Below are 15306 nucleotides of genomic sequence, written 5' to 3' on the forward strand. Positions count from 1 at the left end.
AGGGATTAGGCTATTGTCGGGTACATTTTCGGTTTGGCTCCGCCAAACCGAATGGCGAATCCATGGCTATTTCCCGCCATATAATGAAGCGGCGAACAGTATGTTGTCAAAAGAAAGGGAGGATTACGATGAGAATACCGAATGTGTATGTAAAGTTTGAGACACGAGAGGAACGAATCGATTTCCTGTACCGTTTGCTCGGAATTGCCGTCGATGATTTCAAAGTGAAACAGAGCATGCAAGGTATGATTACGCGGATGGAATACGGAACGACTTCAAGTCCGTATTATCGATCTTATCGGTGGAAAGCGTCGACAGCAGCCAGAGGTAATGATGCATGGCGCCCCACGCAGGTCCATCATCGCGGAATCCGGCGGATTTATTTTCGGTACAAAATGCAGCATAAAACGGCGATTTGGCTGGCGGTGCAATTGGAAGATTCAGATCGGGGCCGTCGGATGTTTCTTGAAATCCTGGAGGCGATTCCGGAAGAGCAGATTGTACTTCTTGGAAAAATCCCCTCTTCGCTTTACGCGGAACGGCTGATTCGTCAAGCCGGCAAAGCGCTGGATGATTTGGAAAGCGACCTCTTCCCCTCTTCCGAGACGATGTTTCAAATCCAGACATTGTTGACGAAAGCGAAGGAACTGGATGCTTCGAAATTTTCCGGGAACCGGATATTTTTGTGGGAACGATTAGCTTTTCAATGGGCCGGACAGGGAAAACTGAACCGAATGGAAACCTGCTTTCGCCACCAGGCGGATTTGCAGCCCGGCTGCAGCGATGCGTTCCTGAACATGGGATTTCAATATACGGCGGATGGACAATTACGCAAAGCGGAAAAGAGCTATCTTGAGGGCTTGAGACGGGACCCGACCGATGAATTTATCCTGCACAATCTGGCCGGTCTCTACAAAGACATGCATCGTGACAGAAAAGAGATCCTTTCGACTATCAACGAGGCAATTCTGGCGAACCCCTCTCTTCCATCCATCTATAAACTCAAGGCTGATTTTCACGCGGAATGGGACGAACTTGATGCTGCGTTGGAGCTTTATCAATACGCGCTTTCACTTTGCGAACAAGGCTGGAAAGATCTCTTTCAGGAGTTGTTGAACGGGATCGAAATCATGAACCGAGAGCTTGCCAGACATAAGTTCCGCCAGAATTATGCCGGGGATTGGAAGGACGGGCTTCGTCACGGCGAAGGCCGCGAGTTTTATGAGAATGGCATTTTGAAATATGAAGGACAATGGATGAATGATGCCAAAAATGGCCGCGGCACAGGCTACTGGAACGACGGTAGCTTATGGTATGAAGGAGAATTTGTCGATAATAACCCACACGGAATCGGACGAATGTTCTATAAAAACGGTGCGCTTCACTATGAGGGAGAATTCAAGCAAGGTCAATTATGCGGTAAAGGTAAGGAATACTACGCGAACGGGCAGATCAAGTTTATCGGCGTGTTTGCAGAAAATCCGTATTTTTTTCATGGATGTCGGAGCTTTGTTAAAGGAAAGCTGTATTATGAATCGGGCCAGCTTTGGTACGAAGGATGTTTTCAGAATTACAGCAAACACGCCCAGTTTAGCAAAGGAATTGAGTATGCGGAAAATGGAGAAATCAAGAAGCGTTGGGATGAAAATGAACGCTCCATCATCCAAACAAACGCTCAACCTCAACCTTGAGTTCATCCAGCATGGGGAAAGGCGCGCCGACAGACAGACTTATTACAAGCCCGCTATAATACCAGGCTTGCTGCTCTTTCCCCCGCTTGAACCGGGTCCATAGGGATTCGCCGAGATTGCTGTAATCCTCACGCATGGAACGTATGTTATGAAGCTTGTCCGCGCACGCCACATGGCGGATCTCGTCCGACGCATGCTTGAGAAATTCCAAAGTGTGCTCTTTCCGTTTCTCCCAAGACAAGCTTTTGCCAGGCTCTGAGCAGCCTTCGACGATCGCAGCCACCTGCTCGCCAAAATCTTTTTTTATGTCTTCCAAGGTCAAGTCCGTATCCTCCACCGTATCGTGCAGAATGCCGGCTGCGATCTCTTCTGGGCTGCAGCCATGCTGAGCTAGCAGGATGCCTACGCCATAAACGTGAGTGATATACGGCAAGTCGGAACTTTTCCGGGTTTGGTTGGCATGTGCGATGGTTGCGGTTTGAATGGCTTTGTCAATGATGTTCATGGTTTGTCCTCCCTTTTATTCATTTTGTGAAAGCTGATACAGAGCATCTGCCAGCTGCTCAATTTCGGAACGGCGATGGATTTTCTCCACCCAGGATTCCGGAATGCCGCTTAGTCCGTAGTAAGCGCCGGCCAGCTGACCATAGACGGCTCCGGTCGTATCGGCATCGTCTCCGAGATTGACTGCTTTCAGCAGTCCCTCCTTATACGTCTCTGTTGAATGAAAAGCCCAAAGGGCTGCTTCCAAAGACTTCACGACATAACCGGAACCCTGGATTGCGGGCGGCTGCAGCTCTTTAAAACTGCCTTGGCTGACCTTTTTAATTGCAGGGCTTAAGGTCCGTTGGATTTGGGATTCGATTTCCCGGCTGTGATCAGCCAGAAGCCCATTCTTCGGCATTCCATTTAGAGCATTAATTATTAATTTAGATAAATAAATACAAGCATCGACAGCTTCTTCGGTACCGTGTGTTGTACGAGAGCTTTTGGCGGCATAATCTATGGCATGGACAGGATCTTTCAAGTAAAACATTGGGATCGGCGCCAGCCGCATAATGGACCCGTTTCCGGCTGACTTTGGATCGGTTGAACCGGCATAAGGATCACCCGTTCGTTCAAAACACTGCAGCGCTTGCGAAACCGTATTGCCGATATCGAAACAATAATCCTTGGCGCTCCAATAACCATTTCGATAATATTTCACGTAGCGGTTCATTTGATCCTTTGCATTGAATCCTCGGCATTCCACAAGACTTTCCGCCAAACACATAGCCATCGACGTATCGTCCGTCCACTGACCGGGCTCCAATTGAAAAGGTCCACCGCCGACCATATCTTGAATGGGTTTAAAGCTGCCAGCCGTTTTGAACTCAAGCGTTGTGCCCACGGCATCTCCGGCTGCTAGACCGATGAGGCAACCTTCATAACGAACGAGATTATCCAATTTTTTCTTTCCCTTCCAGATTCATTTTTTAAATAAACTATAAATCTTTGTTGATCAAGCTGTATTTTCCTCTAGAGACCCTAATCGCACTTCTCTTACTCGACAACAATATAGAGTTCTAAGAAGGGTTTCCTCCATGATTAGGAGGAACCATGTCGGCCATTGTTGTGCTGTAGTCATTCCAACGGTTTCCGTATTTTTTCTCAACCCATTCACATATTTCTTTGGCTGTCCTAACGCCTCCAAGTTCTTTGAAGGCTTCGAGTATAGCTTCATTTTGAGTGATCATTCTATTCCGCTCTCCTTCTCATCGGTAAGGTCTATTTTCTTAAAGCTAACGCATTACACAGCTCTGGAACAATGTAGGACTCATATTCATCCTGGTGCTTCTTCAGTCTTGGACGAAGGTGCCGCGCATGAAAGCATGATTCAAATTTACCTATAATACGGCCTTCTCCTTGTTTTCTTAAATGACAGAGAACATCTTTTTTTCTATTGTTCAAATAAGAATTAGCTTCTAGAGACCATGCAACCCATGTAAAGTCGTAATCAGTCAAATTGACAATTGAAAAATCGGTTTCAAGAAATGGCGATTCACTCTTGTCTTTTTTCTGAGTAACATATTCTTGAATAGCCTCTTGGGCTTTAGTATGTCTTAAATTAAAAAGGTTGAGGATGTGGACAGAACCATTAAAATTGGAATCAGCCTTCTTGAGCAGGTAAACCACTTTGTTCATTGTTTTGTCTAAATTAATTTTATCTGTCTTCTTCTGATTATTTTTTGTAAGGTTCCACGCAGTATCATTTTGTAATTTCGAGTCACCGGGATTTAACATAATAAGCAGGATATTTTGGGGCGGGGAATTTCCTTTAATCTTCAATTGAGCTTCAATCCTATACTCTAATGAGTTGTCTTTGACAAAAGTACCCTCTGCTTGAATAAGAGTCATGCGAAGACCTCCCATCAACCTTCATTCAAATCATAATCTTGAACCATCTCGTTATTCGTAGCCACCAAACACTCCTTCGCTCCGCCTTGGATCACAACATCAAAATGGTGTTCCTCTCCTGTCAGCTCTTTGTTGATCAGAATCAACTTCCCTTTGGTCATGAATGGCAGCTGATTAACCGGATAAACCTGCAAGCTTGTGCCGATCACGAGGACCACGTCCGCTTTCTCGATCGCTTGCATAGAGCGGTTCCAAGCGGTTTGCGGCAGGCTCTCCCCAAACAGTACGACATCCGGACGCAGCTTACCGCCACAGGCGCATGGTTTCTTTTGCAGGAAGTCTTCTTGGTTCGATTTCTGTCCGCACCTCTGACATCGAAAGTTCCGGATCGACCCGTGCAGCTCCTCTACCTGACGGTTTCCGGCTGATTGATGCAGGCCGTCCACGTTCTGGGTTGCGATCAGCTGCAGGCGTCCTTCCTGCTCCCAACGGGCCAGCACATGATGTCCTGCATGGGGTTGTATCTCCGCCAAATGCTCAGTTCGCGCAGCGTAAAAGGAGTGGAAGTTGTCATAGTCCGTTTCCAGTGCTTCCACCGTCGCTAGGGTTCTCGGATCGATTTGACGCCACCAACCGGACGGAGAACGAAAATCCGGCACTCCTGAATCTACGGAGCAACCGGCGCCTGTTAAAACCACTAAACTTTGCGCACTTTGAATAAGCTGAGCGGCTGCTTGAAGGTCCATCTAGTTTTCATCTCCTTCCAATCAGTTAAACTTCCGGCATCCGCTATCCCTCCTGATGGAAAACATACAGCAAATAACGTGCCCGAGAAGCACCGACATAAATATCAGCGGGGCTGCAGACCGGGGTGTTGTCCCGAACATCAATCAGGAAGACGACATCAGCTTCCAAGCCTTTGAAGGAACGGATCGTGGCGAATTTAACCCCTCTTTCTCCACTGGTGAAATCAACAAGCGGCCATTCCTTAAGCCTGCCAGCTTCGCCGAGACAGTTTTTTTCTCTACGATTTGGCGACAATATCAGGATGCGGTCCGCAGAAAGCCCTTGGCTCACGAGTCTGCCGATTTCTTTTTCGATCATCCGTTTCTCTTCTGTGGTGTCTTTCCAAGGAACAGATACAACCGACATCCCGCCGGCCAGCTTGGACTTCATTTTCTTTTCCCCGCTCAAAGGCATGATTCACTCGTTGATTTTCTCCGAATTTCGCAAATTGTAGGTCAGACGCTGCTTGGACATGTCATATTTCTTCAACGCATCCACGCTGCTGCCAAACAGATTTTGGTTCGGATCGGCAAAAATGTACAATTCCCCGTTGTCCTTCAGCATATTTTCCAGACAGAGAAACCAATCCTCTTTGAAATTCTGTCCCTCGTCGATGATGATGACATCGAATTTCTCCTCTTGAGAGGCTTGATCGAAGTAATCGAAACCCGTGGCGGGCAGTTCGACATCGAAAAATTGGCGGGATGCTTCCCCGTCAGACGGCTCCACCCATTCGTACCCTTTCTCCTTCAGCAGCTCATACAGGTAATCGTGATAATTTTTACCGGTCACCAGCGGATTCTTCACATACTCATCAAACAACCGAACCAAATTTTTATTGAAGCACGTCAAAAAGACACGCTTTCCTTGTTCAGCGGATCTGCGCGCCTTTTCCATTGCGATATAGGTTTTCCCTGTGCCTGCCGCTCCGAAAAAGATTTTCCTTCGGTCTTCCTCCGTTTCATACAGGATGCGCTCCTGCTCCTCGGTCAAGATGATTTGCGCTTGCTTGCGGAAGCTTTGTATCTTGTCCTCCAATGAGGAAAACAGCTTGAAAGACGGAGCAAGCACTTTGGAGATCAGGTCGTTGACGGCTTCTTTTTCCTCCTGGCGGTCTCTCATGTCGAAAAGCTCCCACAGTTTATCCTCCAACCGGTCAAGATCGCGGGCCGTCCAAACACTGCCTTCTTTTAGCATCGAAGGCAGGAAGCCGCTGATTTGCGAGCATTCCGGAAAGCATAGGGCGAATCGTACGCGGAGCGGGAATCTTCGGCCGCCGGAACGCTTGGTATAGGATTGCAGGATTTCGTACATGGCCGTTCGGGCCTGCTGAACCGGATCTTTATGCAAGGGTTGATAACCGCCGTTCTTGAATTCATTCCACTGGCCGTTGATATATGCAATATCCCCCTGCTTCACTTCCACCACCGTAAATCCGAGCGAGGGATGAACTATAATAAAATCGGCTTCCCGGATTTCATGATCCTCGTTCTCCTGCCTGTAAAATTTATAGGAATAAAAGACCGTGAATTCTTCAGATAAGGACTCCTGCACGGCAGAATAAAACACGCGCTCTCCATCATTTTCAATTGCGTCCGGCGGAAGGTCGGGGATCATCCGGGCCATGCTCATTGTCACTCCTTAATAGGATGCTTTAATAAAATTAAGCCTGAATTTCGAAAGTAATGTTCTTTGAAAATATGAAAAGTGCTCCGAATCTTTGGTAGAATGGTGTTTGTCAGAACATCAATACCCAAAGAGAGGAGCACCCTTTAGGTGAAGTCTAACACATCCATTCACAAAATCAAGACTGAATTTTCATTACACAATGCGACCAACTTCGGCGGAGTCAAAGTTTTTTTGGAATACCTCGAAAAAATCAAGCTCACGAAGGCGATGCGCAATCTCTCAGGCGGCAAAGCGTTCAATTCGGTGTTCCCCCTTCCGCGTATTCTGCTGTATCTGATCGTCGGCTGGATGCTCGGCTGTGAGCGGATCTTTCATTTCCGCAAATTGCAGCACGACGCCTTGCTGAGCCGTTTCCTCGGCGGTCGTTGTCCTCATCACAGCCTGTTGTACAAGGAATTGGCCAGACTCGGCCGGACATGCCCGACTCTGCCAACCGAGCTGAGAGTGCTGAACCAAGAAATCATTCGGCCTTGCTTGCCATTCCCGTTATTTTCCGATCAGTTTATCTCTATTACGAATCACGGACTTTGATTCCATACAATAAGCGAATAGAGGCGTTTTTGTAAGTAATTTGTAATACTTCTTTTGCTATCATTTATTAAAATTGGTATGGGGAGTGGATCATGGCCGCCATGATCACGATGGTTCTGATTATAGCGGCAGCTCCGATTAAAATCCGCATATTTTATAGATCCATGCAAAATCGGAAACAGCAGGTGATATTTCAACCTGCTGTTTCCGATATCTCTTTTTCTTTAAGGAAATTTGCTTGTGTCCTCGACGCCTCTTCAAGCGTGGGTTGTTTGACAACGATTGCACCGAATTCCTCCATCCTCGTCAATGTATAATCAAGACTGAGATCCCTCTGCGTCTCAATCATTGCAATATCATAGATAAAAAAAGATTATTTCTTTCTTGATAGTTTCCTTTTTTAGTTAACTCCAAAAAAATGGGATCCAATAATTTCTCAAATATTCTGCTTCGCGTTTGCGGATCTGAAATATTTTTTAAAATCTCAGCCCGACACTGCTCTAAAAAGCCGACATATTCTTCATAGGATTCATCATAAATCTGTAAAAGTTCTTGCTTGATCTTCTTTGACAACCCTGGGTATGAACCTGATGTCGAGACTGAAACAGATAACTTTCCTCTGGTAAATGTAGAAGGAACTATAAAATTGCTTAACTGCGGATGATCAACAATGTTAAGCAATTGGAAAGAGGATGCCATTTGGCTGATCTCCCTGTTAACCTTTACATTATTCGTTGCAGCGAAAACAAGAAACGCATCTTGTATATTATGTTTTCCTTCAAATTTGCTTGGCAGCCATTTAATATAATTCTCATATGCCCACTGCTTAATTTGATCTGTAACGGATGGGCTTATTACCGTAATCTCCGCCCCCGACATTAATAAACCGCCGATTTTCCGTGTAGCGACTGCCCCCCCGCCAATCACAACGATTTTTTTTCCATTAAGATCAATCATTACGGGATAATATTGTCTCATCATTTTGCCCCATTCATGCTTTCAAAAAAATGATGACGCCCAATGAAAAACTGTAAGCAGCGGTAAGAAAACCCATGAACCGATAAACGGATAAGTGTAAACGCGATTTCATGAAGCCAATTACGGTAAGAACGGCTATCAGGGAAGTGGATATCATTAAACCTATGACAAAGGAAAAAACGACGGAACTTCCAAAAAACATAGACTTCATGCCTGCAGCAGTGCTTATCAGCATAATTTGAGTCGGCGTTTCCGCGCCGAATCCGTGAATAATTCCAACGACAAAAGCTCCGGAACGTCCCATTGTTTTATTCATTGAAGTTATCGAGACCGTGTCTTTTTTTAATACTTTTGAGAAAATAAACCGCTTCAGTTGACGGAACCCGTCCATAACCAAAGTCCATCTGCTTTTAAGCTCAAATCCGTTCCATTGACGAATAATGGTAATAAACATCACTAGACCTAACACAATTAGTGTAACAGCAACGAATCTTTCCATTATGGAATCAAGCCAACTGGGAATTTGTTCGCTTAATCCAACAGCAATGATCCCGAGAATTAGAATAACCGATCCATGACCAAGAGTGTACATGAATGCAAGAAACATTCCTTGCTTCGATCTGGTTTCGATGCCGGCAAGATCCGTGATCGCAGCAATGTGATCCCAATCCACACCATGCCGAAACCCTAGAATTAATGAAGACATGAGAACGAAGAGAAATTGACTGTCCATTTTTTCTTCTCCTTTTATCCAGCTTAAGACTTACAATAAGGAAGTATCATGCCGTTTCTCACAATTTCAGGAATTCCCGTCAAGATCCGAATGATGCTGCCGTGCGTGACAATAAGCACATTTTCTGTATTAGGTTCCGACAAAGTGCAAAGTCCCTGCCATACCCGCTGATACAACTCCGTTATCGATTCGACGCCATACAATGATGAATCCATATTCTCGGGATCATGAATATTGAATTTCGCAGCGATTTCACCAAACGTTAATCCTTCCAGCTCCCCAAATCCACGCTCAGCGAAACAGGCATTGAACTCAATGGGCAGACCCCGTTTCTCGGCAATCAACAATGCGGACTGAGCGGCGCGCTGCAAAGGGCTTGATACAATACGATGGATAACAATAGAGTTCTGAATCAGCCACTTTGACGCATCGTGAACCTGTTTCATGCCCTTTTCGTTCAAACAGACATCCTTACGCCCTTGAATGCGATTTTGCCGGTTCCACTCCGTTTCCCCATGACGCATGAAGTATAGCGTCATGATCTTACCCCTTTCCGCTTGTGACCATGCTCGTTGGGCAATCCCATGATATCATACAGCTTATCGATCCGAATGTGGCTCCGGACGTGCTCGGCCAAACGGTCAAAGGCGTCAATTTGCCGGTTTTTGAATGACACGACTGTTTTGATCGGCTCCAGCCCTTTGGCGATTCGCAAACTGTCAAGCCAGCGGCGTCGGAAGGCATCGTTATGAAATATGCCGTGCATATACGTTCCCCAGACAGCTCCGTTTTCCGACAAAGCGCCGTCCCACTCGCTCCCAATCCGGAAAAGCGGAAAAACTGACCCGAGTCTCTCCGTTCGACCCATATGAATTTCATAGCCTTCTACGGGCAAGCCGCTCCAAGACTGCCAGTCGGGATGTCCGCAAGCGATCGAACCGGTGGCCCGCACTGTCCGTTTATCGCGGTAAAACGTGGTTTCAAGCGGTAAAAAACCGAGGCCGTCAGCTTCCCCCTTATCTGATTCGACCTGATACGGGTCTTTCAGCTTGGTTCCCAGCATTTGATAACCTCCGCAAATCCCAACCAAGCGGCAACCATTCTCAACTTTCTTGCGGATCTCATCATTTAATCCGGATTCATGCAAGAACCCCAAGTCTTCAATTGTATTTTTCGAGCCTGGGAGGATGATGATATCAGGATCTTTCATTTGCTCCGGCTTTTGAACGAAACGCACAAGCACGTCAGGCTCCACCTCCAGCGGATCGATATCCGTGAAGTTGGATATGCGTGGAAGCCGGACGATGGCAATGTCAATTTTCCTATGTTTGTCATAGTCTTTACTATGCTTAACCTGTCGTTTGTCCAATACGATGGAATCTTCCGCCTCAATATCCAGATTGGGCAGGTACGGAATGACACCGAGCACAGCAATGCCGGTCCGCTGCTCAAGCCAGTCAAGCCCGGATTGCAGCAGGCTCATGTCCCCTCGAAACTTGTTGATGATGAAGCCTTTAATCCGTTTTCTTTCATGCTCTTCCAGCAGTTCCAGGGTACCAATGATCGATGCGAAAACGCCGCCCCGGTCAATATCGGCCACAAGCACGACCGGCGAATCGGCCCATTCGGCAACTCGCATATTGACGATGTCCCGGCTTTTTAAATTAATTTCAGCCGGACTTCCCGCTCCTTCGATCACGATAACGTCATAAGCGGAGCGGAGCCGTTCGAGAGCGTCCCGTACAATCCCGGCGGCCAGCGGCATATACTCTTCCCGATATCTGCGCGCGCTCATCTCCTCGTGCGGCTTACCGTGCACGACAATTTGCGCGCTCATGTCCCGCGTCGGTTTGATCAAGATGGGATTCATATCGGTTGTAGCTTCAATGCCGCATGCTTCCGCCTGCACCCCCTGAGCCCGTCCGATTTCTTTGCCGTCGGGAGTCACATATGAGTTAAGCGCCATATTTTGCGATTTATAGGGTGCCACTTTCCAGCCATCCTGATGAAAAATGCGGCACAGCGCCGTCGTTACTACACTTTTTCCCACGTCGGATGCCGTGCCTTGCAGCATGATTGTCCTGGCAAGATTCATTTTCAAGCCTCCTCCCGTTTAAAAACGCATTCGTACCGACTGCAAGACGAACACGGTTTTTCCATACTGCAAGGTTATCCGCTCCCTATTACCGCAGGTTTCAATGCTGCTTCCAGCGCGCGGATAAACCGCTCATTTTCGGTTCGCGTCCGAACCGCTACGCGGAAATAATGATCGTTCAATCCGATAAAGGTCGTACAGCATCTTATCAGTATGCCTTCAAAGCCAAGCCGGCGCTGCAGTTCATCAGCGTCCAAACAATGGTTCCCTAACCGCACAAGCAAAAAATTGGCTGCACTTTCATATGTTTGGCAACCGAGCCGGGCCAACTCGCGGGAAAGCCACGACCGTTCGACCGAGATAAGCTGTCTTGAATGCCGTTCGTAGACAAGATCCTGCAGTGCCAATACGCCTGCTTTTTGCGCAAGATGATTCACGCTCCACGGAACCTGCAGCCGTTTCATGGCGCGGATTAAGGAGGGTCCGGCGACTGCATAACCCAACCGCAAACCGGGAATGGCATAAAACTTTGTCATGGACCGAACCACAACGACCGTTTCCGATCTTTCGGCTTCATGTACCATAGAGACGTCCGCCTCGTCCGGGAAAAAGTCGATGAATGCTTCGTCCAATATGATTCTGGTTCCGAATTTCTCCGCGCTCCGAATCAGTTCTTCCAAATATCTCCTTTCCCAACGATTACCCGTCGGATTGTTCGGCTGGCCGATAAACAATGCATCCACTTTCGCTAGTGCTTCAATGACTTTTTCCAACGGGACGGAAAATTCCTCTTCCGCCAAGGCCTGAATCGAGACGATGTTTGCCCCGTATTTCTCGGACGCCTCTCTATATTCCGAAAAGGTCGGGTCAATAACGCCTACAGTTTCCGGCTTCAGCGTACGCACTATCAAATCAATCACTTCCGCTGCGCCGTTACCGACAAGCACCGATTCGGGCATAATACCGTATTTGGCCGATATCGCCCCCCTCAGCTCACGAACCTCCGGATCGGGATATCGTGTAAGAAAATTCCATTGCTGCGACAACAATTGCTGCAGGGCAGCTGGTGGTCCTAACGGATTAATGTTCGCACTGTAATCGAGAAGTTTGTCGAGTATGCAGGGGAACATCTCCATAGCCGTCGCCCAATCACCGCCGTGACCGTTTTTCTCCAGCATCGGTTATCCTCCCAATACCGCTGTATAAGCGGAAATGATAAACCCTACGGCTTCAACCGCTTCGTTTAGAGCTCCATACGTGTCGCCCGTCCAGCCCTTGAGTTTGCCTTTGATGTAGCGCCCAAACAACCAACCGGCGATAAGCTGGCCAACGAATACCGCGAGCCACACTGATGAAGGCAGCAAAAACAAAATGAGGAGCAGCCAAATGGAAGCGCCGGCAAGCCAGACATTCCGAACTTCCGCAAATTGTCTGCCCAAACCGCTGGGACCGCCGATATAAGGTCCTTGGATGACGGCGGCAACCATCCACCAGCGGCTGACGGCCGGAATTGAAAGCAGCAGGTACATTACCATCCGATTGAAATCCGGATTAACTGCCCAATGTTCCATTACTGTCCATAGGCTGATCCATTTAAGAAGCAGCAGGAATACTGCATAGATGACGCCCATAGCTCCTACTCTGCTGTCCTTCATAATTTCGAGCATTTTTTCCCGGTCCCGGTAGCTGCCAAATGCGTCAGCGGTATCCATCCATCCGTCGAAATGCAAACCGCCTGAAAGAAACGTCCACAACAGCAGAAGCAACAATGCATTTAGCGGCGCCATGCCGGCTGGAAGCAAACTGGCCGCGGCATAAGCGATGGCTCCGATAATTATTCCGACCAGTGGATAAAAAGGCAGGCTTCGGCTTACAGTCTCCACTTGATATGGAACTTTCAGCGGGACCGGAATTTTGGTGAGGAACTGAAAAGCAACAATGCAGCCGTAAAGCCAATTTCTCATAAAGAACGCCACCACATCAAATTTAATAGTAAGAGGAATATACCTAAGACAAATACGACAGTTTTATACAAAATACGGGTGGTCCTAGGAATATCCTCGATGACAATGTTTCGATGCGCTTCACCCATTCTCGCCCGCACCGAAACGATGCCGCCGTATCGGTTTTCTCCGCCGAGCTGAATGCCGAGGGCGCCTGCGATTGCCGCCTCCGGTATACCGCTGTTCGGACTCGGATGCTTGGAAGCGTCACGCCGCATCGCTTTCCACGCTCCATTTGCGCTTAACGTCCGACTGGCCAAGGCAACCAGCCATAACAAGAATCCGCAGATCCGCGCCGGAACAAAGTTAAGGACGTCGTCCAATCTTGCAGAGGCCCACCCAAAATATCGATATTTTTCATTTTTATAGCCTACCATCGAATCCAGCGTATTGACCGCTCGATACAGAATGGCTCCATAGACGCCGCCGACTAATGCATAAAAGATTGGGGAGACAACCGCATCCACAATGTTTTCCGCAACAGTTTCCACTGCCGCCCTCGACACTTCCTGCTCGGAGAGTGAATCGGTATCCCGGCCGACAATATAACCGACACGAAGGCGTGCCTCCTCCAAATCACCGGAAGCGAGTGCCCCGTATACTTGCATCGCCGCCTCCTTCAACCCTTTGGCGGCAATGGTCGTGGAAATAAGCCAAACCGAAACAACCGATTCCGCAAGCGGATGCACGTGTGAAGCCAACCAGAGCGTAACGAAGGTCAATCCAAGCGCAAGCAAAAGAAGAAATATGACTAAAGAAACCCCCAGCATCTTTTGCAGAGGCGGACTGACACTTTCTTTCCGAAAAAGCCGCTCAAACCATGCAATGGCCTTGCCGAATCCGACGACCGGATGAGGAATGGCCTTGGGGTCTCCTACGAACAGATCAACGATAATTGAGGCACTCACGATGATTAACGTATTCAAAGCACCATCTCACCTCAATCGGGCCGCCAAGCCATTTGCCTTAAATTGATCGGGATGCCGCAGACGACATAAAAAACGTCATCCGCGCAATTTGCCAGAGCTTGATTGACCCTTCCCGCGAGGTCGCGGTATACACGCCCCAGCGGATACTCGGGTACGAGCGAGTGTCCGACCTCGTTGGTTACGAGTACACTCGGAAAGGGAGCAGTTTTCAGCAATCTCACGAGTGCCTCCGCCCTATGTAAAATTAACTCGCTCGCCTCGGGCTTCATCCATTGCTCCTCTCCCATAGGCCCGGGAATCAACAGCAGATTGCTCAACCACATGGTCACGCAGTCGATGAGGACGGCTCCAACCGGCCGCGAGTAAAGTTCTTTTACCGTTTCCTCCAGATCATACGGGGATTCGACCGTTTTCCACCCGGGCGGACGCCGGTCCCGGTGCCCGGCAATACGACTGGCCATCTCGTCGTCATGTATTTGCGCGGTGGCGATATAGACAATCGGTCTTCCGCTTTCTGCGCCAAGTTTTCCTACCAAACGCTCCGCGAAGGAACTTTTGCCGCTGCGCGCTCCGCCGGTTACCAATATGGTGCTGCCGCTATTCGTTTGGAATCCTTCAGAGTGGGTAGACATGACTCCCTCCTGCTTTTTCAGAAAATTAATTCAAGCCCGCTTTCAATGTAAATTGTTGTCTTTTTTCAAACCAATGAAGTTCGTCGCGAAGTTTGACGACTTCTCCGACCAAAATAATAGCGGGATGGGAAAATTGCTGCTTTTGGGCTTTTTCATGAATGTTTTCCAACGTTCCCACCAAAGTTTTCTGCTCGGAAGTCGTACCCCACTGGATCAAAGCAACGGGTGTCATAGGATCCCTGCCGTACTTGATCAATTGATCGCAAATATTGAAAAGATTGGAGGCTCCCATATAGAACGCGATCGTATCGATTCCATCGGCAAGCGCCTTCCAATTGATTCGATCGCCGGCAATATCCGAATCCGAACGACCGTGTCCGGAGACAATCGCAAAAGACGAAGCATAGTCCCGGTGAGTTACCGGAATTCCCGCATAAGCCGCCGCGGCAATGCCGGAAGTAATGCCTGGAACAATCTCGAACGGAATCTCGAATTTTGCCAATTCCTTCGCCTCCTCACCCACTCTGCCAAATACGGAAGGATCTCCTCCTTTAAGCCGGGTGACGGTTTTCCCCTCCATTGCCTTGGAAACAAGAAGCTGATTGATCTCCTCCTGACGCAGCGTATGATCGTTCGGCAATTTGCCGCAGTAAATATTTTCCGCGTTTTTTCTTGCATGGTTCAACAAATCCGGGTTCACCAAGCGGTCGTATATAATGACGTCCGCCGCTTGAATGCATTCCAAGCCTCGCAATGTAATCAATTTGGGATCCCCCGGTCCCGCTCCGACCAAATAAACTGTTCCTTTTTCCATGGATCGTCCTCCTTCCCTCTGATCACCA

17 protein-coding genes and 1 pseudogene are annotated in these 15306 nt (G+C 48.1%); 2 read left to right on the top strand and 16 right to left on the bottom strand.

The window, feature by feature from the left end; all coding sequences use genetic code 11:
• The first annotated feature begins 128 nt into the window (after nt 1–128).
• Nucleotides 129–1691 (top strand): hypothetical protein, encoded by a 1563-nt coding sequence (locus tag VF724_RS10330; protein WP_371754167.1) that lies wholly within the window; start codon nt 129–131, stop codon nt 1689–1691.
• On the opposite strand, the gene VF724_RS10335 is transcribed toward VF724_RS10330, so the two are convergent.
• From VF724_RS10335 to VF724_RS10365, 7 genes are all read right to left on the bottom strand, one after another.
• Entirely contained in the window at nt 1660–2196 is a 537-nt protein-coding gene (locus tag VF724_RS10335) for an HD domain-containing protein (protein ID WP_371754168.1), read from the bottom strand. The genes VF724_RS10330 and VF724_RS10335 overlap by 32 nt on opposite strands.
• Nucleotides 2197–2211: 15 nt before the next feature.
• Entirely contained in the window at nt 2212–3138 is a 927-nt protein-coding gene (locus tag VF724_RS10340) for an ADP-ribosylglycohydrolase family protein (protein WP_371754169.1), read from the bottom strand.
• Between the two features lie 118 nt (nt 3139–3256).
• The gene (locus tag VF724_RS10345) at nt 3257–3427 is read right to left on the bottom strand and encodes a hypothetical protein (RefSeq protein WP_371754170.1); all 171 of its coding nucleotides are present in this window, start codon (nt 3425–3427) and stop codon (nt 3257–3259) included.
• A gap of 31 nt (nt 3428–3458) precedes the next feature.
• Entirely contained in the window at nt 3459–4088 is a 630-nt protein-coding gene (locus tag VF724_RS10350; protein ID WP_371754171.1) for a DUF1643 domain-containing protein, read from the bottom strand.
• 14 nt (nt 4089–4102) lie between these two features.
• Nucleotides 4103–4834, bottom strand: a complete 732-nt coding sequence (locus tag VF724_RS10355; protein ID WP_371754172.1) for an SIR2 family NAD-dependent protein deacylase — start codon at nt 4832–4834, stop codon at nt 4103–4105.
• 43 nt (nt 4835–4877) lie between these two features.
• Nucleotides 4878–5264: a P-loop NTPase family protein gene (locus tag VF724_RS10360; protein WP_371754173.1), complete on the bottom strand. Its 387-nt coding sequence runs from the start codon at nt 5262–5264 to the stop codon at nt 4878–4880.
• Nucleotides 5265–5291: 27 nt separating this feature from the next.
• Complete coding sequence (locus VF724_RS10365; protein ID WP_371754174.1) at nt 5292–6500, bottom strand: nuclease-related domain-containing DEAD/DEAH box helicase; 1209 nt, start codon at nt 6498–6500, stop codon at nt 5292–5294.
• Nucleotides 6501–6650: 150 nt separating this feature from the next.
• Between VF724_RS10365 and VF724_RS10370 the strand changes: the two are divergent.
• Nucleotides 6651–7061 (top strand): annotated as a pseudogene (locus VF724_RS10370) (IS1380 family transposase); the annotation flags it as partial.
• Nucleotides 7062–7439: 378 nt separating this feature from the next.
• On the opposite strand, the gene VF724_RS10375 reads toward VF724_RS10370, so the two are convergent.
• From VF724_RS10375 to cobA, 9 genes are all read right to left on the bottom strand, one after another.
• Nucleotides 7440–8072, bottom strand: a complete 633-nt coding sequence (locus VF724_RS10375; protein ID WP_371754175.1) for a precorrin-2 dehydrogenase/sirohydrochlorin ferrochelatase family protein — start codon at nt 8070–8072, stop codon at nt 7440–7442.
• 13 nt (nt 8073–8085) lie between these two features.
• Nucleotides 8086–8805: a HoxN/HupN/NixA family nickel/cobalt transporter gene (locus VF724_RS10380; RefSeq protein ID WP_371754176.1), complete on the bottom strand. Its 720-nt coding sequence runs from the start codon at nt 8803–8805 to the stop codon at nt 8086–8088.
• 23 nt (nt 8806–8828) lie between these two features.
• Nucleotides 8829–9344 (bottom strand): histidine phosphatase family protein, encoded by a 516-nt coding sequence (locus VF724_RS10385; RefSeq protein WP_371754177.1) that lies wholly within the window; start codon nt 9342–9344, stop codon nt 8829–8831.
• Nucleotides 9341–10900: a cobyric acid synthase gene (locus tag VF724_RS10390; protein WP_371754178.1), complete on the bottom strand. Its 1560-nt coding sequence runs from the start codon at nt 10898–10900 to the stop codon at nt 9341–9343. The genes VF724_RS10385 and VF724_RS10390 overlap by 4 nt, the downstream gene beginning before the upstream one ends.
• A gap of 74 nt (nt 10901–10974) precedes the next feature.
• A complete protein-coding gene (cobD, locus tag VF724_RS10395; RefSeq protein WP_371754179.1) occupies nt 10975–12078 on the bottom strand; it encodes a threonine-phosphate decarboxylase CobD in 1104 nt (367 codons plus the stop codon).
• A gap of 3 nt (nt 12079–12081) precedes the next feature.
• Nucleotides 12082–12864, bottom strand: coding sequence for an adenosylcobinamide-GDP ribazoletransferase (gene cobS, locus VF724_RS10400; RefSeq protein ID WP_371754180.1), 783 nt, complete (start codon nt 12862–12864; stop codon nt 12082–12084).
• On the bottom strand, nt 12861–13829 hold the full coding sequence (cbiB, locus tag VF724_RS10405; protein ID WP_371754181.1) for an adenosylcobinamide-phosphate synthase CbiB: 969 nt from the start codon (nt 13827–13829) through the stop codon (nt 12861–12863). The genes cobS and cbiB overlap by 4 nt, the downstream gene beginning before the upstream one ends.
• Before the next feature lie 14 nt (nt 13830–13843).
• Complete coding sequence (gene cobU / locus VF724_RS10410; RefSeq protein ID WP_371754182.1) at nt 13844–14464, bottom strand: bifunctional adenosylcobinamide kinase/adenosylcobinamide-phosphate guanylyltransferase; 621 nt, start codon at nt 14462–14464, stop codon at nt 13844–13846.
• 25 nt (nt 14465–14489) lie between these two features.
• A complete protein-coding gene (cobA, locus tag VF724_RS10415; protein WP_371754183.1) occupies nt 14490–15278 on the bottom strand; it encodes a uroporphyrinogen-III C-methyltransferase in 789 nt (262 codons plus the stop codon).
• Between the last annotated feature and the right edge of the window lie 28 nt (nt 15279–15306).

The organism is Ferviditalea candida (genome assembly GCF_035282765.1).
Taxonomy (GTDB): Bacteria; Bacillota; Bacilli; order Paenibacillales; family KCTC-25726; genus Ferviditalea; species Ferviditalea candida.

Coding starts and splice junctions, on each gene's coding strand:
- VF724_RS10330 (WP_371754167.1), top strand. CDS start 129: ATGAGAATACCGAATGTGTATGTAAAGTTTGAGACACGAGAGGAACGA.
- VF724_RS10335 (WP_371754168.1), bottom strand. CDS start 2,196: ATGAACATCATTGACAAAGCCATTCAAACCGCAACCATCGCACATGCC.
- VF724_RS10345 (WP_371754170.1), bottom strand. CDS start 3,427: ATGATCACTCAAAATGAAGCTATACTCGAAGCCTTCAAAGAACTTGGA.
- VF724_RS10350 (WP_371754171.1), bottom strand. CDS start 4,088: ATGACTCTTATTCAAGCAGAGGGTACTTTTGTCAAAGACAACTCATTA.
- VF724_RS10355 (WP_371754172.1), bottom strand. CDS start 4,834: ATGGACCTTCAAGCAGCCGCTCAGCTTATTCAAAGTGCGCAAAGTTTA.
- VF724_RS10360 (WP_371754173.1), bottom strand. CDS start 5,264: ATGAAGTCCAAGCTGGCCGGCGGGATGTCGGTTGTATCTGTTCCTTGG.
- VF724_RS10365 (WP_371754174.1), bottom strand. CDS start 6,500: ATGGCCCGGATGATCCCCGACCTTCCGCCGGACGCAATTGAAAATGAT.
- VF724_RS10375 (WP_371754175.1), bottom strand. CDS start 8,072: ATGAGACAATATTATCCCGTAATGATTGATCTTAATGGAAAAAAAATC.
- VF724_RS10380 (WP_371754176.1), bottom strand. CDS start 8,805: ATGGACAGTCAATTTCTCTTCGTTCTCATGTCTTCATTAATTCTAGGG.
- VF724_RS10385 (WP_371754177.1), bottom strand. CDS start 9,344: ATGACGCTATACTTCATGCGTCATGGGGAAACGGAGTGGAACCGGCAA.
- VF724_RS10390 (WP_371754178.1), bottom strand. CDS start 10,900: ATGAATCTTGCCAGGACAATCATGCTGCAAGGCACGGCATCCGACGTG.
- cobD (WP_371754179.1), bottom strand. CDS start 12,078: ATGCTGGAGAAAAACGGTCACGGCGGTGATTGGGCGACGGCTATGGAG.
- cobS (WP_371754180.1), bottom strand. CDS start 12,864: ATGAGAAATTGGCTTTACGGCTGCATTGTTGCTTTTCAGTTCCTCACC.
- cobU (WP_371754182.1), bottom strand. CDS start 14,464: ATGTCTACCCACTCTGAAGGATTCCAAACGAATAGCGGCAGCACCATA.
- cobA (WP_371754183.1), bottom strand. CDS start 15,278: ATGGAAAAAGGAACAGTTTATTTGGTCGGAGCGGGACCGGGGGATCCC.